At 60.6% G+C, this 22432-nt stretch carries 22 protein-coding genes; 14 read left to right on the forward strand and 8 right to left on the reverse strand.

Going from position 1 to position 22432, the window contains the following annotated elements; translation table 11 throughout:
• Window positions 1-175: 175 nt before the first annotated feature.
• The 5 genes from J5286_RS26625 to J5286_RS26645 are packed head-to-tail and all read left to right on the forward strand — an operon-like array spanning window position 176 to window position 5051.
• Window positions 176-838 carry an aspartate/glutamate racemase family protein gene (locus J5286_RS26625; protein ID WP_209193024.1) on the forward strand — a complete coding sequence of 221 codons (663 nt, stop codon included), beginning with the start codon at window positions 176-178 and terminating at the stop codon, window positions 836-838.
• Window positions 835-2196, forward strand: coding sequence for a dihydroorotase (locus J5286_RS26630; RefSeq protein WP_209193025.1), 1362 nt, complete (start codon window positions 835-837; stop codon window positions 2194-2196). Before J5286_RS26625 ends, J5286_RS26630 begins: the two co-directional genes overlap by 4 nt.
• Before the next feature lie 21 nt (window positions 2197-2217).
• Window positions 2218-3144, forward strand: coding sequence for a dihydrodipicolinate synthase family protein (locus tag J5286_RS26635; protein WP_209193026.1), 927 nt, complete (start codon window positions 2218-2220; stop codon window positions 3142-3144).
• Window positions 3144-3902, forward strand: coding sequence for an SDR family oxidoreductase (locus J5286_RS26640; RefSeq protein WP_209193027.1), 759 nt, complete (start codon window positions 3144-3146; stop codon window positions 3900-3902). The genes J5286_RS26635 and J5286_RS26640 overlap by 1 nt, the downstream gene beginning before the upstream one ends.
• 3 nt (window positions 3903-3905) lie before the next feature.
• Window positions 3906-5051, forward strand: coding sequence for a MalY/PatB family protein (locus J5286_RS26645; protein WP_209193028.1), 1146 nt, complete (start codon window positions 3906-3908; stop codon window positions 5049-5051).
• Window positions 5052-5231: 180 nt separating this feature from the next.
• Here J5286_RS26645 and J5286_RS26650 read toward each other — a convergent pair whose 3' ends face one another.
• A complete protein-coding gene (locus tag J5286_RS26650) occupies window positions 5232-5999 on the reverse strand; it encodes an IclR family transcriptional regulator (protein ID WP_209193029.1) in 768 nt (255 codons plus the stop codon).
• 140 nt (window positions 6000-6139) lie between these two features.
• On the opposite strand from J5286_RS26650, the gene J5286_RS26655 reads away from it, so the two are divergent.
• From J5286_RS26655 to J5286_RS26695, 9 genes are all read left to right on the forward strand, one after another.
• Complete coding sequence (locus tag J5286_RS26655) at window positions 6140-6847, forward strand: 3-oxoacid CoA-transferase subunit A (protein WP_209193030.1); 708 nt, start codon at window positions 6140-6142, stop codon at window positions 6845-6847.
• A complete protein-coding gene (locus J5286_RS26660; protein ID WP_209193031.1) occupies window positions 6844-7533 on the forward strand; it encodes a CoA transferase subunit B in 690 nt (229 codons plus the stop codon). The genes J5286_RS26655 and J5286_RS26660 overlap by 4 nt, the downstream gene beginning before the upstream one ends.
• Window positions 7534-7543: 10 nt before the next feature.
• Window positions 7544-8749, forward strand: coding sequence for a 3-oxoadipyl-CoA thiolase (gene pcaF, locus J5286_RS26665; RefSeq protein ID WP_209193032.1), 1206 nt, complete (start codon window positions 7544-7546; stop codon window positions 8747-8749).
• 201 nt (window positions 8750-8950) lie between these two features.
• Window positions 8951-9865 carry a LysR family transcriptional regulator gene (locus tag J5286_RS26670; protein WP_245206584.1) on the forward strand — a complete coding sequence of 305 codons (915 nt, stop codon included), beginning with the start codon at window positions 8951-8953 and terminating at the stop codon, window positions 9863-9865.
• Between the two features lie 249 nt (window positions 9866-10114).
• On the forward strand, window positions 10115-11059 hold the full coding sequence (locus J5286_RS26675) for a glutathione S-transferase family protein (protein ID WP_209193033.1): 945 nt from the start codon (window positions 10115-10117) through the stop codon (window positions 11057-11059).
• Window positions 11060-11068: 9 nt separating this feature from the next.
• Entirely contained in the window at window positions 11069-11701 is a 633-nt protein-coding gene (locus tag J5286_RS26680) for an alpha/beta hydrolase (protein WP_209193034.1), read from the forward strand.
• A 127-nt stretch (window positions 11702-11828) separates the two neighbouring features.
• On the forward strand, window positions 11829-12773 hold the full coding sequence (locus J5286_RS26685) for a hypothetical protein (RefSeq protein ID WP_209193035.1): 945 nt from the start codon (window positions 11829-11831) through the stop codon (window positions 12771-12773).
• A gap of 78 nt (window positions 12774-12851) precedes the next feature.
• Window positions 12852-13430, forward strand: coding sequence for a YceI family protein (locus J5286_RS26690; RefSeq protein ID WP_209193036.1), 579 nt, complete (start codon window positions 12852-12854; stop codon window positions 13428-13430).
• A gap of 229 nt (window positions 13431-13659) precedes the next feature.
• The gene (locus J5286_RS26695) at window positions 13660-14691 is read left to right on the forward strand and encodes an aldo/keto reductase (protein ID WP_209193037.1); all 1032 of its coding nucleotides are present in this window, start codon (window positions 13660-13662) and stop codon (window positions 14689-14691) included.
• 43 nt (window positions 14692-14734) lie between these two features.
• Here the strand turns inward: J5286_RS26695 and J5286_RS26700 are convergent, their stop codons facing one another.
• The 7 genes from J5286_RS26700 to J5286_RS26730 form a co-directional block, all read right to left on the reverse strand.
• A complete protein-coding gene (locus tag J5286_RS26700; protein WP_209193038.1) occupies window positions 14735-15805 on the reverse strand; it encodes an ABC transporter ATP-binding protein in 1071 nt (356 codons plus the stop codon).
• The gene (locus tag J5286_RS26705) at window positions 15802-16629 is read right to left on the reverse strand and encodes a carbohydrate ABC transporter permease (protein WP_018896480.1); all 828 of its coding nucleotides are present in this window, start codon (window positions 16627-16629) and stop codon (window positions 15802-15804) included. The genes J5286_RS26700 and J5286_RS26705 overlap by 4 nt, the downstream gene beginning before the upstream one ends.
• Window positions 16626-17528: a carbohydrate ABC transporter permease gene (locus tag J5286_RS26710; protein ID WP_018896481.1), complete on the reverse strand. Its 903-nt coding sequence runs from the start codon at window positions 17526-17528 to the stop codon at window positions 16626-16628. The genes J5286_RS26705 and J5286_RS26710 overlap by 4 nt, the downstream gene beginning before the upstream one ends.
• Before the next feature lie 143 nt (window positions 17529-17671).
• The gene (locus J5286_RS26715) at window positions 17672-18904 is read right to left on the reverse strand and encodes an ABC transporter substrate-binding protein (RefSeq protein ID WP_209193039.1); all 1233 of its coding nucleotides are present in this window, start codon (window positions 18902-18904) and stop codon (window positions 17672-17674) included.
• Between the two features lie 67 nt (window positions 18905-18971).
• The gene (locus J5286_RS26720) at window positions 18972-19874 is read right to left on the reverse strand and encodes a sugar phosphate isomerase/epimerase family protein (RefSeq protein WP_018896483.1); all 903 of its coding nucleotides are present in this window, start codon (window positions 19872-19874) and stop codon (window positions 18972-18974) included.
• Between the two features lie 11 nt (window positions 19875-19885).
• Window positions 19886-20920, reverse strand: a complete 1035-nt coding sequence (locus J5286_RS26725) for a Gfo/Idh/MocA family protein (RefSeq protein WP_209193040.1) — start codon at window positions 20918-20920, stop codon at window positions 19886-19888.
• 248 nt (window positions 20921-21168) lie between these two features.
• Window positions 21169-22422: a glycerate kinase type-2 family protein gene (locus J5286_RS26730; protein ID WP_209193041.1), complete on the reverse strand. Its 1254-nt coding sequence runs from the start codon at window positions 22420-22422 to the stop codon at window positions 21169-21171.
• Window positions 22423-22432 lie beyond the last annotated feature (10 nt).

Below are 22432 nucleotides of genomic sequence, written 5' to 3' on the forward strand. Positions count from 1 at the left end.
GATTCCGGCGGCGTCATCCGTCGAGCCGAGCATCAACATAGGCGAGCAACCCGCCAATTTCCACGGACACTTCGCATCATCAGGCCTGCGCCAACAGAACTTTGACAAGCCGGATTTTCTGATATACTACGTAATATATTTATTGGACGCAATGCTGTCCCCAGCAGGTATCGCCGTGTCAAGACTCCTCGTCATCAATCCAAATAGCTCCGTTTCGGTCACCCGGTCGATGGAAACGTGCCTGGGCATCGTTCGCGATGCCACCCGCCATGACATCCACTGCACGGAACTGCAGAAGTCGCCGCCCGGCATCGAGACCGATGCGCATGTGGCCGAGGTGATCCCCAACATTCTCGAAGCGGTCGCGATCTCCGACGCCGATGCCTTCGTGCTCTCCTGCTTTTCCGATCCCGGCATCGCCGCCGTCAGAAAGGCAACGACCCGTCCCGTCGTCGGCATCGCCGAGGCCGCCTATCTTGCAGCGCTGGGCCTTGGGCAGAAGTTCGGCATCGTCTCGCTCGGCCAATCCTCGATCGACCGCCACCTGCGCTATCTCAAGGTGCTCGGCTTCGACGGCCGGTTGGCCGGTGATCGCTCCATCGACATGACGGTCGTCCAGCTCATGGCCGGCGATGTGGTCGAAACCGTTTCCCGCACGGCGCGCCTGCTGCGCGACGAGGACGGTGCCGATGTCATCATCCTCGGCTGCGCCGGTCTCGGCGGCTATCGCCAGGCGATGCAGGATGCGCTCGGCATTCCCGTCATCGATCCGGTGCAGGCCGGCGTGGCGCTCGCCTGCACCACTCTCGACCTGCAATATGGAAGGCATGCATCATGACCTACGACATCGTCATTCGCGGCACCGCCGTCCTGCCTGAGGGGCCGCTCGACAACGCCTGGATCGCTATCCGCGACGGTAAGATCGCGGCGATCGGCACCGGCGAGGCACCCGATGCGGCCCAGAGCTTCGATGCGGGTGCCGACCTGATCATCCCCGGCGTCATCGACGGTCAGACCCACGCCTGCAGCTATGGCGGCCTGCCCGGCATCCGCTCCACGACGCGTTCGGCGGTCGCCGGCGGCATCACCACCATCGTCGACATGCCCTACGACAACCCCGACCCGCTCAACTCGGTCGCCAAGCTGGACGCCAAGATCGCGGCGATCCGCGAGCACGCCCACACCAACGTCGCCCTCTACGGCACTGTCATGCCCGGCCAGTCCACCGACGAGATCGACGGCCTGATCGAAGGTGGTGTCGTCGCCTTCAAGATCTCGACCTTCGAAAGCAGCCCGACCCGCTTCCCGCGCATCTCCTCAAACCAGACGCTGGAAATCTTCACCGCGCTGGCCGAGACCGCGATCCCGCTCGGCGTGCACAATGAAGACCAGGAGATCGTTCGCGCCAACATCGCCGTCGCCAAGGCCGCCGGCCGCGACGGCATCGAGGCGCATTCCGAAAGCCGACCACCGGCCGCCGAAATGGCCGCGACCGCCCAGTTCCTAGAACTCGGAGCCGCTGCCGGCGCGCACGCCCATATCGTGCATCTGACGACCACGCGTGGCTTCGATCTCGTCGAAAACTATCTGACGGACGGCTACCGCGCTACCGGCGAACTCTGCATCCACTATCTCTGGCTCGACCCAGAAATCGACGGGCCGGCGCTCGGCGCCAAGATGAAGGTCAACCCGCCGATCCGCCCCGGCCAGATCGAACTGCTCTGGGACGACGTCGTGTCCGGCCGCGTCGCCTTCGTCAGCTCCGACCATTCGAGCTGGCCGATCGACAACAAGTTCACGGCATCGATCTTCGACGCCGGCGCCGGCGTTCCCGGCCTCGAGACCCTGCTGCCCGCCTTTTACACCGGTGCCGAGATACGCGGCTTCGACGCCGTGACCCTGACTGTCGAGCAGCTGTGCGAACGCCCCGCCAAGTTCTTCGGCCTGTGGCCGCAGAAGGGTGCGCTCATCGTTGGCGCGGATGCCGACATCGCCATTCTCAAGATGGAAGCACAGGTCTGGGATTCGTCCAAGGCACATGACGAGCTCCGCTGGAGCCCCTTCGACGGCCGCGAATTCAGTGTTCGCGTCGCCCGCACCTATGTCGGCGGCAAGCTCGCCTATGATGGGACGGAGATCGTCAACGCCCCCGGCGACGGCCAGTATGTCGGCCGCAGCGATTCCGCCTGGTTCTGAGTGCTATAGCGAGGATAATACATGTCACACATCACAGCCGATACCTCGGGCGTCTTCGTCATCGCCTGCACCCCCTTCGACGAGAGCGGCGCGATCGACACAGCCAGCATCGATAGTATGGTCGATTTCTACTACGAAAAAGGCGCCGACGGCCTGACGATCCTCGGCATGATGGGCGAAGCGCCGAAGCTGACCCAGGCGGAATCGATCGACGTGACGCGCCGGACGCTGGCGCGCTCTGCCGGCAAGCCCGTTGTCGTCGGCGTTTCCGCCCCCGGCCTTGCCGCGATCGGCGAGCTGACGAAAGCGGTGATGGATATCGGCGCCGCCGGCGTCATGGTCGCGCCGCCGTCCAGCCTGCGCACCGACGACCAGATCGTCACCTACTACCGCAACGTCGTTGAAACGATCGGCACCGACGTTCCCGTCGTTCTCCAGGACTTCCCGCTCGCAACTGGCGTCCAGATCAGCTCGAAAACACTCGGTGTGATCTTCGAGGCGCATCCGAGCATCGTCATGCTGAAGCACGAGGACTGGCCCGGCCTGCAGAAGATCACCGACCTGCGCGCCGCCGAGGCCAAGGGCCGTCGGCGCGTCTCGATCCTCTGCGGCAATGCCGGCGTCTTCCTGCCGGAGGAAATGCAGCGCGGCGCCGATGGCGCCATGACCGGCTTTGCATACCCTGAGATGATGGTGGGCGTTTGCAAATTGAGCAATGAAGGCCGGCATGAGGAGGCGCATGATCTCTTCGACGCCTATCTCCCCCTGATGCGCTACGAACAGCAACCGGGTCTCGGTCTTGCCGTTCGCAAATATGTACTCGCGAAGCGTGGCGCGATCGCCAGCGCCGTCCAGCGCCGTCCCGGCGCCGCATTGAACGCGGCGGCGGTGGCCGAAGTCGAGCGGCTGATTGCCCGCCAGGAAAAGAAACTAGGAGCTTTGAACTAATGGACCTGCAGATCTCTGGGAAGAAGGCACTCGTTCTCGGCGCCAGCCGTGGCCTCGGCGCCGCCATCACAGCCGGCCTTGCGGCGGAAGGCGTCAAGGTATTCGCCGCCGCCCGCAGCGCCGACAAGATCGAGGCGACGAATAACATCGTTCCCGTAACCGTCGACCTCTCCGACGCCGCCTCGGTGGCTGCCCTGGTCGAGATGCTGACCGCGCAGGGCGGCGTCGATATCGTCGTCAACAATTCCGGCGGCCCGAAGGCCGGTCCGGCGCTCGGCCAGTCCTCGGAAAGCTGGGTTGCCGCCTTCCAGTCGATGGCGACCTCGATCTTCTCGATCACCGACGCCATGCTGACCGGCATGATCGCCCGCAAATGGGGCCGCGTCATCACCATCGGCTCTTCCGGCGTCGTCCAGCCGATCGCCAATCTGGCACTGTCGAACGGTGTGCGCGCCGCTGTCGCCGGCTGGTCGAAGACGCTTGCTTCCGAAGTTGCCCGGCACGGCATCACCGTCAACATGATCCTCCCCGGCCGCATCGCTACCGACCGCGTTCGCGAGCTCGACGGTATCAAGGCTGAAAAGACCGGCGCCTCGCTCGAAGCCGTGCAGGAAGCATCGCGCAACGAAATTCCGGTCGGACGCTACGGCAAGCCGGAAGAATTCGCGGCTGTCGCCGTATTCCTGGCGAGTTCTCAGGCCAGCTATGTCACAGGATCGTCCATCCGCGTCGATGGCGGCATGATCAGGGGGCTGTAAGCGATGACCGATTTCGATGCTGTGCATGAGCGCCGCGGCACTGGCAGCTCGAAATGGAGCAAGTATCCGGTCGACATCCTCCCCATGTGGGTCGCCGACATGGACTTTCCGGCCGCGCCCGAGATCGTCGACGCCATACGCAACCGCCTCGAACATCCGATGCTAGGCTATGGCGTTGCCCGCGACGAACTGCGCGCCCGGATCGTCGAGGACATGGCCTCGAAATACGGCTGGTCGATCACGCCTGACGATATCGTGTTCCTGCCGGGTGTCGAGCCCGGCTTCAACATGGCATTGAAGGCGATGCTGGAGCCCGGCGATGGATTGGTGGTGCAGACGCCGGTCTACCGCCCCATCCTCAATGCGCCCGGCCATTGGGGCCTGGTTCGCAACGAAGTGCCGCTGCGGGCAGCCGAACAGGGCTACGTGATGGATGTCGATCCGCTTGCCTCCGCGCTTGCCAGATCACGCGCGCTGCTTCTTTGCAATCCGCAGAACCCGACCGGTAAGGTTTTCACCAGGGAAGAACTCACCGAGATCGCCGCGCTATGCGAAAAGAATGACGCGCTGATCGTCTCCGACGAGATCCACTGCGACCTGCTCTTCGACGGCCGCCGCCATATCCCCATAGCCACGCTCTCGGATGAGACGGCGAACCGCACCATCACCTTGATGGCCGCCAGCAAGACCTACAACATCGCCGGTCTGAAGACCGCCTTTGCGATCGTTCAAAACAAGGAGATCCGCGAACGCTTCGTGCAGTCGAAGCTCGGAATGGTCGACAGCGTCAACATTCTCGGCCTCGATGCGACGCTTGCCGCCTACACGCACGCATCCGCCTGGAAAGAGAAGATGCTTGGCTATATCCAGGCCAACCGCGACTACCTCTCCAAGGAGGTCGCGTCGCGTTTCTCCAAGATCCGCCTAGTCAAGGCGGAAGCCACGTTTCTTGCCTGGCTCGACTGCCGTGACATGGGCCTGACGCCGGATCCGCAGGCATTTTTCCTCGAACACGGCAAGGTGGGTTTCAGCGCCGGATCCGAATTCGGCGCCGCCTATGGAGACTATATCCGTGTCAATTTCGGTTGCCCGCGATCGCTGCTGAGCGAGGGTCTCAGCCGAATGGAGCATGCGCTAGCCAAGCGCTAAGCCGAGCTTCATGTGGCCAGCTGGCCGCTGGGAAAAACTCTAAGCATATCCTGCGCTGAACCACGGTTCGCCTTTTCGCGCGGATCCGGGCCACCGCGATGCGCGAACTCGTCGCGCCTGCCCGTCGGGCCTGACCACGCTCATGGCTCAGAAATTATGAGCCCACGACCTCGGCCCTGCCTACGCCATCGATAGATTGATTTTTTGCGCGAACTCATGAAGCAGCGGCAGGAAGTTTGTCACCATCTCCTGCGACTGCAGATACGCGGCTGGTGCCCCTACGTTCAAAGCGGCAATAACCTCGCCGCGCCGACTGCGTAGCGGCACGGCGATCGAACAAAGGCCAAGCTCAAGTTCCTGATCTATCAGCGCATACCCCTGGGACCGAACTTTCGCGAGTTCTTCGGACAGTCTCTCTATATCCGTAATCGTATGTTCCGTGTTGGCCCTCAGGTCTGACCGGCCCAGGATCTTGCGCGCCTCGTTCTCCGGAAGAGCTGCGAGCAGCACCCGTCCCATTGAGGAGCAGTACGCGGGCAGCCGGCTCCCAGGGTTTAGATTGATGGACATGACCCTCCGTTGAGAGGCGCGCGCGATGTAGACGATCTCGGTGTCGTCGAGGACAGACGCAGATGTGCTTTGCCCGATCCTTTCTGAAAGCGCGTCGAGAAACGGCTGAAGAAGCATTGGGAGCGGTGTCGCGGAAAGATAGGAATGCCCCAGTCGAAGGATGCGCGACGTCAGCGTGAAAAATTTTCCGTCATACTCCGCATAACCGAGTTCCGCGAGTGTCAACAGAGATCGCCTGACGGTCGCGCGGTCCAAACCGGTCTTTTTGGCGACGTCCGAAATTGAAAGCCGACGATCTTGCTCTCCGAACGCTTCGATGACGCGAAGCCCCCGTGCAAACCCGCTCACGAAATCGGTTTCCTTTAATTGGTCGCGCATCATGCCTCTCCATATTTGTGCGATATGCGAACAAATATCAATTATCGCACATTCCATATTGCGGGCAACCCGGCGCTGGATTTAATTAGGCGCAGGAGGCTCTGCCGAAGGAGGCGGGTGCATTCGGCAAGGAGACATCAATGGACAAGACAATTGAGAGCGCGGCTGAAGCCGTCTCTGCAATCGGCGATGGCGCGACTTTAATGATCGGAGGCTTCGGCGGCTCCGGCGCGCCGATCGAACTGATCCACGCCCTGATCGACAAGGGCCCCAAGAACCTGACGGTAATCAACAACAACGCCGGCAACGGTCGAATTGGAATAGCCGCAATGATCGACGCCGGCATGGTGAGGAAGATGATCTGCTCTTTTCCCCGCTCATCCGACCCACGGGCCTTCACCGACAAGTACCTTGCAGGCGAAATCGAGCTTGAGCTCGTTCCCCAAGGCACTCTTGCAGAGCGTATCCGTGCTGGTGGCGCAGGTATTCCAGCGTTCTACACCCCCACCAGCTATGGAACCGAGCTGGCCGAAGGAAAGCCGATCGCGGAATTCGGTGGTCGCAGGTACGTTCAAGAGCGCTGGCTCAAGGCAGACTTCGCCATCGTCAAGGCGCATGTCGCAGACATTCACGGCAACCTGACTTACAACAAGGCGGCTCGGAACTTTAACCCTCTGATGTGCATGGCGGCGGAACAGACGATCGTGCAAGCATCGGAGATCGTACCGCTTGGAGGCATCGATCCGGAGCATGTCGTCACACCCGGGATATTCGTTGATAGAATCGTAGAGATCAGCGACCCGAAACAGGAAGAAGACCTCATCCGCGAAGGAGTGACATACGCATGACCGTCGACACTCGTGAAGACATCAAGCTGACGAATTCGCAGATCGCCTGGCGCGCGGCACAGGACATCCAGGATGGAGCTTACGTCAATCTAGGCATCGGCTTTCCGGAAATGGTTGCGAAGTACCAGCCGCCGGGCCGACAGGCCATCTTCCATACGGAAAACGGCATTCTCGATTTCGGCGAGACGCCGCCAGCGGGCGAAGAAGACTGGGACCTGATCAATGCGGGCAAGAAGGCCGTCACGCTCAAGCCGGGTTCGGCATTTTTTCATCACGCCGACAGCTTCGCCATGGTTCGCGGCGGACATCTGGATGTCGCGATCTTGGGCGCCTACCAGGTGGCGCAAAATGGCGACCTTGCAAACTGGCGGGTTGGGAGCAAGGGCGTCCCGGCCGTCGGCGGAGCAATGGATCTCGTTCACGGAGCGAAGCAGGTCTTCGTCATCACCGAACACATGACCAAGAACGGCGAGCCGAAGCTTGTCGAGAAATGCACCTTTCCCCTTACGGGGGTGGGCTGCATCACGCGAATCTACACAAGCCACGCAGTCATCGACGTCGTCGATTGCCGTTTCGTCCTTCGCGAGAAACTATCCGGCATGACCGTCGAAGAATTGCAGGCAATGACGGGAGCGCCACTGATTGTGAATGGTCCTGCCGCCGACCTCGTCGTACCCGAGCTTTAAGGAGCATCAAATGGCTGATGCATTTATCTGCGATTACATCCGCACCCCGATCGGCCGATTTGGCGGATCGCTGTCCTCGGTTCGAGCAGACGATCTCGGTGCCATACCTCTCAAGGCCTTGATGGATCGTAATCCCGGCATCGACTGGGAAGCCGTTTCCGACGTCATTTACGGCTGCGCTAATCAGGCCGGTGAAGACAACCGCAACGTTGCGCGAATGTCCTCTCTGCTCGCGGGCCTTCCCGTATCGGTCGGCGGAACGACGATGAACCGTCTTTGCGGTTCGGGCATGGACGCGGTCATCACGGCGGCCCGCGCCATCAAATCGGGCGAAGCCGAGCTTATGATCGCCGGTGGCGTGGAGAGCATGAGCCGGGCTCCATTCACCGTTCCGAAGGCCGAATCCGCGTTTTCGCGGAATGCGGAGATTTACGACACAACGATTGGCTGGCGCTTCGTCAACCCGTTGATGAAGCAGCAGTATGGCGTCGACTCCATGCCCGAGACCGGTGACAATGTCGCCATGGACTTCAAGGTTTCGCGTGAAGATCAGGATGCCTTCGCAGTGCGATCACAAACCAAGGCCGCGGCAGCGCAGGCCAACGGTCGCCTGGATCAGGAAATCACACCGGTCACCATCAAGCAGCGAAAGGGTGACTCCGTCGTCGTCACAAGAGATGAGCATCCGCGAGCGACCAGCATCGAGGCGCTGGCGAAGCTGAACACCGTGAACAAGCGCGACGGCGCGACAGTCACTGCAGGAAATGCCTCAGGCGTCAACGATGGGTCAGCAGCGCTTATCATCGCTTCTGAAGCAGCGGCGAAGAAGTATGGCCTCACTCCCATCGCCCGCATAATGGGTGGAGCGACCGCAGGCGTAGAGCCTCGCATCATGGGTTTCGGACCGGCTCCCGCAACCAAACGGCTCTGCCAGCTGGTCGGCCTTACCCCTAAGGAATTTGGTATCATCGAATTGAACGAAGCATTTGCCTCTCAGGGCATCGCCGTTCTCCGCGATCTTGGCCTGTCTGAGAGCGCGGAAAACGTCAACCCGAACGGCGGAGCGATTGCTTTGGGCCATCCACTCGGGATGTCCGGTGCGCGCATCGCAGGAACGGCTGCATTGGAGCTTCGATTGCGTGGCGAGCGATATGCGTTGGCGACGATGTGTATCGGCGTCGGCCAAGGCATCGCGGTTGCACTCGAGCGCATCTAAGATCTGTTTGCGACCGGCTGAAGGCGTACCCTTGCCATGGCCGCGATTTGGATAAGGTTTGGCGCCTGGTGACCGTGCGCATGTCTTGGGATGATCAGCATCAGTCGGCGGCGGTCAGCGAACTCGAACGCCACGAATAGCGTTGGACGAAGGTTGGCTTCAGGCCTTATGACACCTGGGAATCAACTTCGGAGAGAGCCCTTGGATCGTCTCGACTGTGACCGCATGTTTGTAGCCGTGATCGATACGGGAAGCTTCGCTGCAGCTGCTGCGCGACTTGGAACAAGCAGCGGACAGGCCTCGAAGCTCGTGTCACGGCTGGAAGCAAGTCTCGGCGTCCAGTTGATCATGCGTACCACACGCGCGCTCTCCCTATCGGAAGTAGGCAGGGCCTACCACGATCGAATCAAGCCGTTGCTTGAAGACTTTGACGCCTTGGATGCCTCCATCAGAACGGCGTCGGGGACGCCTTCTGGCCGATTGCGTATCACCGCGCCAATTACCTTCGGCACCACCCAGTTGGTAACGATCCTCAATCAATTCGCGTCCAAATTCCCTGACATCAATCTCGACGTCAGCTTCTCCGATCGCATCGTCAACCTCGTCGACGAGGGCTATGACGCGGCGATCCGCATCGGACATCCGGACGATAGCAGCCTGATTGCCCGCAAACTCTGCGCCGCACGGATTGTCCTCGTCGCAGCGCCCGCTTATCTTGAGGCGCGCGGCGTACCGGATCGTCCTGAGCAGCTGATGCAACACGACTGCATCATCGACACAAACTTTCGCGATCCGCTCGCATGGCAGTTCAGAAACATCGACAGCTTGCAGACCTCGATCGCGGACGTACGCGGCCACATCCAGTTTTCGAATGCGGAAGCCTGTGTTTCCGCCGCCGAGGCCGGCCTTGGCATTGCCCGGGTTCCCAGCTTCGTGGCCGGAGCACGACTGCGCGTCGGGGCGGTAAAACCCGTGCTCGGTGCGTTTGAGGACGAGCCGCGTGGTCTCTATGTCGTCTACCCACCCTCCCGATATCTCGCGCTGAAGGTCCGGGTGCTGATCGATTTCCTGGCCGACGCCTTTCGCGGCCAGCCTAGCTGGGATAGAGGCTGGTAGTCACTCCTTCCGTTTTGGAAGTAAATATTCTCTTATTGACCGTATAATCATCCATCCGGATGTGGGCCATAACCTTGCCGTACGAATTCACGCAAGGGAAGCACCTCGGCAATGGTCGATTTTAGCAACGCAACCGCCAAAATCGAATCTGTCGCATCCGCGACTCAGGAGACCCTTTCCCTTCGCGACCTTTGGTGCACCGAAATCACCATCACCGCACAAAGTGAAAAGACGCGTTAGGAGTGCGACATGCTTGTAGACGGAAAGTGGACAGCCAATTGGCATCCAGTGCAGGCGACTGACAACAAGGGTGGCTTTGTTCGCCAGATCTCCGGTTTCCGGAATTGGATTACGCCAAGCGGAGACGCAGGCCCGACCGGTGAAGGCGGCTTCGAGGCTGAAGCCGGTCGCTATCACCTCTATGTCGCGTTGATCTGCCCTTGGGCATCACGCACGTTGATCGGCCGAGCCCTGAAGAAGCTGGAGGACGTGATCTCCGTTTCAGTGGTCGAGCCGGAACTGTCGGACGAAGGATGGCGATTTGCGGAGCCGGAAGCACTGAACGACGCAGGCTACATGCACCAGATCTACACCAAGGCGGACCCGCATTATACCGGCCGCGCAACAGTGCCTGTTCTCTGGGACAAAAACCGTAACACCATCGTCAACAACGAATCGGCGGATATCCTGCGGATGCTGAATTCCGGTTTCGGATCGCTGGCGGACAACGCCAACGATCTTTATCCGCAAGATCTTCGCTCCGAGATCGATGCTCTGAACGAGCGCATTTACCCGCGCCTCAACAACGGTGTCTACCGCACCGGCTTTGCGACCACGCAAGTGGCCTATGAGGAAGCCTTCACCGAGGTGTTTCAAATGCTCGACGAGCTGGAAGCGCGCCTCGCGGACCGCGGACCGTACCTCTTCAGCGACCGACTGACCGAAGCCGACGTCCGGCTGTTCGTGACGCTCGTGCGTTTCGATGCGGCTTACAATGGCCTGTTCAAATGCAATCTGCGCCGATTGGCAGACTACGCCAATCTGAGCCGCTATCTTGAGAACATCCTCGCCATCCCCGGGATCGCAAAGACTGTCAGCATTGATCACATCAAGCGGGGTTACTACTCGATCAAGGCACTCAATCCAACGGGAATTGTGCCGGTTGGTCCGCAACTCCCATTCTCGGTCGCTTGAGGACGAACCATGTCGACAGTAGCTACACACGTCCTAGTCATTATGTTGCATGGCGTGGGATCCAGCGGGAATGATCTAGCACCGCTGGCCGACGTCTGGCGTGACCGCCTTCCGGGCGCAGTCTTCGTTTCACCGAATGCCCCCAGCCCATCGAGCTTCGGCTCTGGCTATCAATGGTTCAGCGTGGCCGGCGTCACCGAAGACAACCGCAGTTCACGCATCAAGGATGCTCGCGCCTCCTTCGACGCAACGATCTCCGCGATCGTCAAGGAGAACGGCTTTGAGGACCGCCTCGACCAGGTGGCCCTTGTCGGCTTTTCTCAAGGCACCATCATGGCGCTGGATGCCGTTGCATCGGGCCGCTGGCCGGTTGGTGCCGTCGTCGGCTTTTCAGGCCGCCTCGGCTCACCGCTCCCGCTTGAACCGGCGCTCGCCACGCCGGTCCTGCTGCTCCATGGCAACGCCGACGCCGTGATACCAGCGAGCGAAACGACCAAAGCCGCCGCCTTGCTCGAACCTCTCGGCATGAAGGTGGAAACAGTCATCGTACCTGGTCTTGGTCATACCATTTCGGCAAGCGGTGCTGAAAAAGCCGGTTCTTTCCTGGCTGAAGCACTTTCAAAGATAGGAGAGCGAGATTGAGGTCGGTCTTCATAGGTTCGGCGGCCTTTCCATTTTTAAGGGCCGCCGCGTCGCGCCAGCGTCTCCAGGAAATTATCGATGCCGCCAAGCTCGCTGATGACGCCGGATTGAGACCAACCAACGCTGATTGCCAACCGGCAGCCTGTTAGAAATTCTTCCCGAAAGCAGCGTCCTCCCGCTCGAATTCCCACCTCGATCCAAGGCGAAAAACGTGATTCAACAAATACTTGTTATGACAATCGCCATCCCATTCATAATGGGGATCGCCATTGCCGCGACGCACCGGACAACGCACTCCGGAGTTCCGCTCCTGACGGGTCTCCTCCTTCTCGCAGCCGCGCTCATCATCCATCTGCTCGGCGAAGGCTTTCCCGCATTTCCGCCCGTCGCCTCCAAGCACAAAGTGATGTTTGTGATCGTCGGATATGCCGTTCTGCTTGGGGCTTCCTACGCCTCGCGAAAGAAGATCGGCTCACCCTACACATGGTTGGCATCGCTGGTCGCCTTCACCATCCCGGTCTACTGGCTCGGGCAGAACATTTTCAAGGCGAATACCACCAAGAGCGTAACCGTCGCGATTATCTTGCTGATAGCGTTTGCAATCCTGCCGCTTGCCGTCAAGGCACAGCGCGCGCCGCAACGAAATGCGCCTTCTGCTCTTCTGCCCGCGCTCCTCGCAACTTTTATCGCCACTGCGATAACCTCCGTTCTTGGAGGCTACATCGGCATGTCGACCGTGGCCGGAGCCTTAGCGGCAATGACAGGAGGCTTCCTGCTGATCATCTTCATTGGCTTCCTGCGTGGCGACAACGACGCGTTCTCCCTGCCGTCACCCGCAGCGCTTTCGTTTGGATGGCTTGCCGTCCTTCACGTCGTGATGACGGCACTCTTCACCCCGAATGCTTCAGCGATCGGTATTGTCCTGTGCATTTTGCCGCTCGTTGCCGCGTACTGCATCGACAGCAATCAACGACTGTTTGCCGGTCTGCCTCGTCCAGTGCAGCCGATAGTCATGGGTGTCGTGGCAGCGGCACCCGCCATCATCGCCATCATCATCGCGTTTTCGATCTAGCCGCAGACACAGACATACATCTTTCCACCGAGCCTCGGCGCGAGCGCCTGGCATTTTATTAAACCAAAGGAGATACAAATGAAGTTAACTGGTCTGACCGCCGCATTGGCTGGCCTGCTGATGGCAGGCTCGGTTTTCGCTGCTGATTCCTATGAAGTCGACCCGACGCATGCCTGGATTGGCTTCAAGACCGGCCATGCCGGCTGGTCGAATGCCCACGGCATTTTCAAGACGGTTGCCGGCACGATCTCCTTCGACAAAGACGACGTGACCAAGAGCTCGATCGAACTGACGATCGACGCCGCAAGCGTTGACACGAATTTCGAGAAGCGCAACGAGCACCTCAAGAGCCCGGATTTCCTCAATGCCGAGGAATTCCCTCAGATTACCTTCAAGAGCACAGCGATCGAAAAGACCGGCGAAAAGACCGCCAAGGTTACGGGCGACCTCACGCTGGTCGGCACCACCAAACCCGTGACGCTCGACGTCACCTGGAACGGCGAATCGCCGCTTCCTTGGGACGCGAAGACCATCAAGACCGGGTTCTCGGCAACCGGCAGCATCACCGGCTCCGACTTCGGCATCACCAAGATGGCCGACTTCGGCCTCGGCCCCGACATCAAGCTCGACATGGACTTCGAAGCAATCAAGAAGTAAGCAAATTCTGCTTCTCAACTAGAGGACCGGGGATAACACCCCGGCCTCATCGGACGACAGTATAGCGAAGGCAAGGCTCTGGGAACTTGTGCGCGGGAGGGAATCTTCCTGCGGCAGCTACCTAAACCGTTGTTTTATCGATAGTGTGAATGCCGATCCAGTGACGCGAGGCATTTGGAGGCCGGCGATCCAGAGATAGAGAAACCCATTTCGACATGGAGGATGTTCGATGGATTATCGAAAGCTTGGACCAAGCGGGACAATCGTCGCGCCATACTGCCTGGGAACGATGACATTCGGCGCGGAGGCCGATGAAGCCACATCCCACAAGATACTCGACGACTATTTCAAATGGGGCGGCAATTTCGTCGATACGGCCGATGTCTATAGCGCCGGCGTTTCGGAAGAGATCATCGGTCGCTGGCTGAAGGCGCGGCCGACAGAGGCCCGCCAGGCGGTGATCGCCACGAAGGGACGTTTTCCGATGGGAAACGGGCCGAATGATATCGGACTGTCGCGGCGGCATTTGAACGTCGCGCTCGACGATTCGCTTCGACGCCTCGGTGTCGACCACATCGATCTCTACCAGATGCATGCCTGGGATGCCCTGACGCCGATCGAGGAGACGCTGCGTTTCCTCGATGATGCCGTCTCCAGCGGCAAGATCGGATATTACGGATTTTCCAATTACGTCGGCTGGCATATCGCCAAGGCGGCCGAAATCGCCAAGGCGCGCGGATACACCCGGCCGGTAACGCTGCAGCCGCAATACAGCCTGCTTGTCCGCGATATCGAGTTGGAGATCGTCCCGGCCTGCCAGGATGCGGGCATGGGACTGCTGCCATGGTCGCCTCTCGGCGGCGGCTGGCTGACGGGCAAATACCGTCGTGACCAGATGCCGACGGGCGCGACCCGGCTTGGGGAGAATCCCAAACGCGGGATGGAATCCTACGACCAGCGCAACGCGCAGGAGCGGACCTGGGACATCATCGGTACGGTAGAAGAAATCGCAAAGTCCAAGGGTTGCAGTATGGCGCAGGTGGCGCTTGCCTGGACCGCAGCGCGGCCGGCCGTGACATCAGTCATCCTCGGCGCCCGGACGACGGAGCAACTGGCGGACAACCTCGGCGCGGCCAAGATCAGCCTCTCGGACGAGGAGATGCGCCGCCTCACCGAGATCAGCGCTCCGCGCCCCTTCGATTATCCCTATGGGGTGGGCGGCACAAACCAGCGCCACCGCAAGCTCGAAGGCGGACGGTAAATCATCAGGCAGCGGCGGCGTATACCGCCGCTGCCTTGTTCCTTCAGATACGGACGCCAGTCGCGTCGTCGAACAGATGCATCTGTGCCGGATCGATGGCCACGCCGATCGTCTCGCCGCCACGGGCCGCGCTGCGGCCAGTCTCGACGATCGTCAGTTCCGGCGTCGTCGCCGCGGCGATGAAGGTGGCCGAGCCGGTGGATTCGACGACGTCGACGGGGATATCGAACGTCCCCTGCCCCGTCGCGGTGATACCGATATGCTCCGGACGGATACCGACCGTCACCTTGCGGCCTGGCTGGAGCTGGCGATTGCTCGGCAGCGTATGCTTGACCGTTCCGAGATCGATAGCGAGCCCGCTTCCGTCCGCCTGCACGACACCAGGAATGAAATTCATCGCCGGCGAGCCGATGAAGCCCGCCACGAATTTGTTGGCCGGCGTGTCGTAGAGTTCTAGCGGCTTGCCCTGCTGCTCGATGACGCCCTCGCGCATGACGACGACGTGGTCAGCCATGGTCATCGCCTCGATCTGGTCATGGGTGACGTAGACCGAGGTCGCGCCGAGCCGATCGTGCAGCGCCCGGATTTCCTTGCGCATGTGAACGCGCAACGCCGCATCGAGGTTCGACAACGGCTCGTCGAACAGGAACGCCTTGGGGTGACGGATGATGGCGCGGCTCATGGCCACGCGCTGGCGCTGACCGCCCGAGAGTTCGCGTGGGTAGCGCTTCAGCAGGTTGGACAGGCCTGTGGTTGCCGCAACATCCGCCGCGGCCTTCTTGGCCTCGGCTTTGGCGACGCCGCGAATTCGCAGGCTGTAGGTCAGGTTTTCCTCGACCGTCATATGTGGATAAAGCGCGTAGGACTGAAACACCATGGCGACGTCTCGCTTGCGCGGCGGCACGTTGTTCATCAGCTCGCCTGCGATCTTCAGGTCACCCTCGGAGATGCTTTCCAGGCCCGCGAGCGAGCGCAGCAAGGTGGACTTGCCGCAGCCCGACGGGCCGACGAGCGCCACGAAGCTGCCCTTGGCGATCTCAAGGTTGATGTTCTTCAGCGCATGAAAGGCGCCATAATGCTTGTTGACGCCGCTGAGCTCGATCTGATTGGTCATTTGAGGGCTCCAGAGGTGAGGCCGGATACGATGCGGCGCTGCAAGAGAACGAAGATGGCGAGAACGGGCGTCACATACATCGTGGCATAGGCCATGATGTTGTTCCACTCGCTGGTGTTAGGCCCCATGAAGGAGTTGAGACCGACGCTGGCGGGCTGAAGCTCTGCTTCCTGGATCATCGACTTCGAATAGACGAACTCCCCGAAGGCCTGCATGAAGATCAGGATCGCGCTGACAAGGATGCCGTTGCGGGCAAGCGGCAGCACGATGTTGAAGAAGGCGCCGAAGCGGGAATTACCGTCGACAAGCGCTGCTTCCTCGAGCTCCATCGGCACGGCCATGAAGGTGGCGCGCACCAGAACCACGAAGAAGGGCATGCTTTTCGCGGCGATCGCCAGGATCACGGCGAAGCGCGGATAGTCGAGCAGGCCGAACTGCGAGAAGCCCACGAAGATCGGCGTGATCATCAGCGATGCCGGCAGGACCTGCAGCATGAGGATGAGGAACAGGCCGATATCCACCCACATGTTGCGATAACGCGCCAGCACATAGGCACAGCCGACGCCGAGCACCGTGATCAGCGCCACGGAACCGAAGGCGATGACGACAGAGTTCCAGAGATAGCGCCCCATATTCCGGCTTTCCCACACATAGGCGTAGGTTCCCCATTGCGGTGAGGATGGCCAGAAGCTCGGGGGATTGGCGAACATCTCCGAGCCACTTTTCAGCGCCGTGATGTACATCCAGTAGAGCGGAAAGAGATAGATTGCCGCCAGGACGATCGCGATGAAGAGCATCAGGCGGTTGCGGTTGGTATCGCTCATCCGCGCACCTCATGTTTTGTCGACCGGACATAGACGATCGAGGCGAACATCACGAAGACGATCATGATGACGGAGATCGTGGCACCCTTGCCGAAGTCGTATTGCCGGAAGGACAGGTCCCAGGCCCAGTATTGCGTGACGTTGGACGAATTGTTCGGCCCGCCATCGGTGATGGCCGCGAACAGGTCGAACTGCTGCAGCGTGAAGATCAGGCCGAGCGAAACGATGGCGCCGATGGTCGAGCGCATCATCGGAAGCGTGATCGTCCAGAAACGCTGCCAGGCATTGGCGCCGTCGAGTTCAGCTGCTTCGTAGAGATCGCCAGGGATCGAAGACAGGCCAACGGAGAGCAGGATCATGTTGAAGGACGTGCCGAGCCAGATATTGGCGATAACGACGGCCCAGAGCGAAAAATTGGGGTCCGAGCGCCAGAAGATGTTGGAGCTGATCAATCCGCTTTCGCGCAGGATGAAATTCAAGACACCGAAATCGCCCGACAGCACCCAGTTCCAGATCGCGCCGACCACGAGGCCGGGCATGACCCAGGAAACGAGGAATAGGCCGCGCAGCCAGGAGGCCCCCGGGAAGTTCACCCAGAAGAACAGCGCCAGGCCGAAGCCGATCAGGAACTGGCCGGCGATGGAGCCGACGACGAACAGCACGGTATTGTAGATGATTGGCAACGTTTCGGGCTGCTTGAACAGATCGACATAGTTCTTAAAACCGACGAAGGGGCGCACGAAGGTCCCGAGGCTGAACATGTCGACCTCCTGGAAACTCATGACGATGTTGTAGACAAGCGGCAGGCCCGCGAGCACGAACAGGAAGATGAGCGGCAGGGTGACAAGCGTGATGTCGAACCCGCGGCCATCGGTGATGCTGGAAAATAGCCTCTTCATGGATACCCCTTAAGCTCCGAACGGGGCTGCCTGGCGCTTGCGCGGAAGACAGCCCCTGCCGGGAGGAAACGGTGGGATGGCGAAAACGCCATTGGGGTCGGACAGGCGGAGCGCGTCCCGCACGCTCCGCTTGCCCTGATATGTCACTCTTCGACGGCCTTGATCTTCTCGGCGGCCTGATCAAGCGCGTCCTTCGGCGACATCTGGCCGGTCAGTGCGGCCTGGATCGCATCCTGGATTGCCTTGGAGATCTTCGGCCATTCCGGCGACGGACCGCGCGGCTGGGCATATTTCAGCTGTTCGACGAAGGTCTTCAGCGCATCATCCTTCAGCTTGTTGCCTGTCGGCGGGATGGCGATGTCGGAGCGAGCCGGCAGCTGGCCGAACTTCTGGTACATCGTGTCGTCCTTCGAGGCGAAGAACTCGAGCGCCTTGAAAGCTTCGGCCGGATGCTTGGAACTGGAGAAGATCGCCCAGTTGTAGTCGCCCATGGCCGAAGACCGCGTCGCGCCTTCCTGCGGAACCGGCAAGAGCGCCGTGCCCCAGTCGAACTTGGCATCGGTCAGCATGCGGTCTCTTTCCCACGGACCGGAGATGGCCATGGCAGCATTGCCGGCGTTGAAGGTGGCGGTCGAATCCCACTGGCTGCGGGTCAGCGTATCGGGAGAAGCAAGCTTCTCGTCCATGATCTGCTTCCAGACCGTCAGCGCCTTCACGGCACCGTCTGCATTGATCGTCTTGTAGGTCGCCCCGCCCATCTGCGCCCAAGGCAAGAACTGGAAGGTGCCTTCCTCGTTGGCCTTGGCCGAGAAGGTCAGGCCGTAGACGTTCTTCGACGGATCGGTGAGCTTCTTGGCGTCCGCAACCAGCTCGTCCCAGGTCTGCGGCGGCTTTTCCGGATCGAGGCCGGCGGCCTTGAACATGTCCTTGTTATAGTAGAGCGCGATCGTGTTTGTCGCCTTCGGCACGCCGTAGAGCTTGCCGTCCCAGGTGGCGGACTTCAGCGGTCCGGGGAAGTAGTTCTCGGGCTTGATGACGGTCGACTTGGCGATCATGTCGGTCAGGTCGAGGAATGCCTTGCGGGCGGCGAACATCGCGTGGTTCGGGTTGTCGATGGCGATGATATCAGGCGCCTTGCCGGTCGAAAACGCGCGCATCGATTCGCTGACGACATCGTCGAACTGGATCTGGCGGTATTCGATCTTGATGCCGTTGTTCTGATCGTTGAATTCCTTGATCAGGTTCGGCGCCGGCTGAATGTCGCGGTCGAGCGACCAGAGGGTCAGGGTGACGTCTTCGGCCTTGGCGGCTAGGCCGAAGAGCGACACGCCCGCCAGCGCAAGCGCGCCGATCATTGCAAATTTACGGATAGCCATGGTTCTCCTCCTTTGTGGTTATCCTAGATCGTAGGCCGGCAATTCCTCCTTGCCGGCCGCGATATCATCAAACCGGATCGACGACGAAATCGCCGCCCCGGGCATGCTTCAAATGGTTCAGCGCATGAACCTGCCCGGTCATCTCGAGCGCGTCGCGATAGACCGGATCGTGCCAACCTTCGATGTCGATGGATCCCGACCAGCCGGCGAGGCGCAGTTCCGAAATGATGTCCGTCCAGTTGCTGTCGCCGAAGCCCGGCGTGCGCATGAAAACGAACTTCTCCTTACCGAAGATGCCATGCTCCTTGATGACATCCCAGCGGATCGTTGCATCCTTACCGTGAACGTGGAAAATTTTCGACGCCCACTTGCGGATCTGTGGGAGCGGCTCGATCAGATAGACCATCTGATGGCACGGCTCCCATTCGATGCCGATGTTGTCATCAGGCGTCTCGTTGAAGATCAGCTCCCAGGCATCCGGATTGTGCGCGATGTTCCAGTCGCCCGTCTGCCAGTTTCCGTCCATCGCGCAGTTTTCGAAGGCGATCTTCACGCCCTTGTCGGCAGCGCGCTTGGCAAGCTCGCTCCAGATTTCCTTGTAGCGCGGCAGGCTGTCGGTCAGCACCTTGCCACGGATACGGCCGGTAAAGCCGGCAACGCAGGTGGCGCCGAAATGGTGGGCGTTGTCGATGCAATCCTTCCAGCCCTGGAGCGTGTCGAGATCGATATCGGTCGTCTCGAGCGGGTTGCCGAACATGCCGAGCGTCGAGATGGTGATGTCACGGTCGCCGATGGCGTCGACGCAGCGCTTTCCGAGTTCGGCGAGGTTCTGGCCGTTGGTCGTCTGCCAGAAGAAGGGTTCGAAGCTTTCGAAGCCCATATCGGCGATCTGGCCGATCCGCTTGTCGGCGCCGCCCTTCGACGCGCTGACCATGGTTCCGATGCGAATGGACTTGGCGGGGTTGCTCACAATCTCAATCCTTATGCTGAAATTTCAATACGCTTGCCGGTCTTGGCGCTTTCGATCGCGCCGAAGACCATGGCGAGGCTTCTGATGTTGTCGGAACTTGCCGTTTCCGGGCGCTTGCCCGTTTTGATCGCCTCGACGAAGCTCGCGATCACGCTGGCGTGGCCGTGCGTCTCTTCGTCATGTTCTGGTGCTGGGACCTCGACCGGCGTGAAGCCATGCAGCAGCCCTGGCTCGCTTCCAGCGGTCGCGGCCTTGAAGCCCTCTTCGCCATCCCAGGTCAGCATTCCCTTGGAGCCGACGAGGCGCCATTGGCTTTCCCAACTCGTGCGTTCGCCTTCAGCGCACCACGAACCGCGATAGGTGAAGACGACGTCATCGGAAAATTCAAACGTCGCGTTGGCGGAAGCGCCATGCTGATACCAGGACCCCTTGGGATTGCGCTCGACACAGTAGACGGCGAGCGGCTTCTTGTCGGCGACGAAGCGCGCGGCATCGAAAGTGTGGATCGCCATGTCGAGCAGCAGCACGTTCTGCATCTCTTCGCGGAAGCCACCGAAATGCGGCGCCAGGAAGAAATCGCAATGGATGCCGGTGATATCGCCGATCGCACCGCTCTCAACGAAACGGCGCATGCGGCGAACGCCGGAGATGAAGCGGCGGTTCTGAATGATGGCGTGGATCTTGCCGGTCTCGGCGGCGAGATCGATGAGAGCAGCCCCTTCTGCGAGCGAGGTCGCCATCGGCTTTTCACTCAACACATGGCAGCCGGCTTTCAGCGCCGTCGACACGACGTTGAAGCGCGCGGTCGGGATGACCACGTCGAAGACGATGTCGGCTTTGGATTTTGCGATGACGTCGGCGAGATCAGTACCGATCACGGCACCGCTCAAACCAAACTCCTCGGCGAGCTTCTCAGCCGCCGCCGGATTGACGTCGACGAGGCCCTTGACCTCGATCTCGGCTGCAAGAGCCGGGGTTTCTTTGATGGCGCGCAACCAGCCCTTGGACATGGCTCCACAACCGCAGAGAACGGCATTCAATGTCACGATTTCCTCCCGTGGACAGTTTCCGGCTTTCCTCCCGAAACTTGTCCCGTAAACGTTTACGATACTAAGCGGAAACGTTTCTCGCTGTCAATCCCACGTGATCAGACAAAAAATGCTGCGGAAAACATCTGCAAATGCGGGGCCTTAACTCCGGCTGCGCCGCGGCGCAGCACGAAAAAATTTCGCGCTATTTTGCGCCCGCGTTCCGGCGGGAACGCAGGTGGCCGGATCAGATTTCGATTCTTCGATTAGCGGATCAGGATCGCACGGAAGTCGTTGACGTTGGTTCCCGTCGCGCCGGTTTCGAACAGGTCGCCAATCGCAGCAAAGCCGCTATAGCTATCATTGCCATCAAGCAGGCGGCGCGGATCGAGACCGGCGGCGCGCAATCGTTCGACCGTCTTCCCATCCACGAAAGCACCTGCATTGTCTTCCGACCCATCAATGCCATCGGTATCAGCAGCCAGCACATGCATGTCGTGCCCCTGGATCGCCAGCGCCATGGCGAGCGCGAATTCGCCGTTGCGCCCGCCCTTTCCACCCTTGCCCCGGAGCGTCACCGTTGTTTCCCCACCGGAGAGAATAACGACCGGCTTTTGGAAGGGTCGATCTTTGGCAAGCACTTCGCGGGCGATCGCCGCATGCACCGAAGCGACATCGCGAGATTCTCCCTCGATGGAATCCGACAGGATAGCGGCTTCCACCCCGTGCGATCTGGCAAGCGCTGCCGCAGCCTCTAGCGAGACGCCGGCCGAGGCGATCACATAATGCTCGTGGCGGCCGAACACCGGATCATCCGGGCTCGGCGCATCGGCAGCCGGCGTCGCGAGAAAATCGAGTGCAGCCTGCGGCAGCGGCATCTTGTATTGCGCGATAATGTCACGCGCATCGTGCCGCGTCGAGCGGTCGGGAACCGTTGGACCGGAAGCGACATAAGCTGGGTTGTCGCCGGGGATATCCGACACGACCATGCTGACGACGCGCGCCTTTGTGGCCGCCGCCAGCCTGCCGCCCTTGATCGTCGAGAGATGTTTGCGCACCACGTTCATGGCGGAGATCGGCGCGCCCGAGGCGAGCAGGATCTCGTTCATGGTGATTTCGTCTTCGAGCGTCAGCCCCTCGGGCGGCGACGGCAGCAGGGCCGACCCTCCCCCGCAGATCAGCGCGATGACGAGATCATCCTCGCCAAGCCCGCTCACGGCATCCATAAGCCGCTTCGAAGCCACGAGACCGGCGCTATCGGGGACCGGATGCGAGGCTTCAAGGATCTCGATGTTTCGGGTCTCGCAGCCATAGCCATAACGCGTCACCACAACACCCTCGAGCGGGCCATCCCAGACGGTCTCGAGCGCCTGCGCCATCTGTGCCGCGCCCTTGCCGGCGCCGATCACCACCGTTCGACCCTTCGGCTTTGTGGGAAGATGAGCGGTGATGCCCGTGAGCGGGTCGGCAGCGTTGACGGCAGCGGAGAAGAGATCTTTTAGGAATTCGCGCGGTTGCATGGGCTGGCTT

The organism is Rhizobium sp. 16-488-2b (genome assembly GCF_017741815.1).
Classification (GTDB): Bacteria; Pseudomonadota; Alphaproteobacteria; order Rhizobiales; family Rhizobiaceae; genus Rhizobium.